Below are 334 nucleotides of genomic sequence, written 5' to 3' on the forward strand. Positions count from 1 at the left end.
GTCTGGGTTACGAGAAAATCACCCACGACTTCGCCAAGCTCATCTGGAAGCTGGCGTCGCCGAAGTGGAATTTCGACGATGCCACGTTTGATCGCAGCGCAGCGTCGCTGCACAACCCCGATCACGTAGCCGTGTCGATTTTCAACTATCGCTGGCGCCTGAATCTGATCAAAGGCGAGCCCAAATACGACGCGATCGAGAAGAAACTGGCGGCATTTCCTTCCATCAGCGTGCCGACTATCACGATGGAAGGCGATGCGAACGGCGCGCCCCATCCGCCGGCCGAGGCTTATGCAAAACGCTTCACTGGCAAGTATGAATTCCGCCTTGTCAG

General features: G+C 56.6%; 1 pseudogene. It reads left to right on the forward strand.

The window, feature by feature from the left end:
- Positions 1–334, forward strand: a pseudogene (locus AC0L3B_RS38835) (alpha/beta hydrolase); the annotation flags it as partial.

This window comes from Bradyrhizobium sp. Kon56 (genome assembly GCF_055807635.1).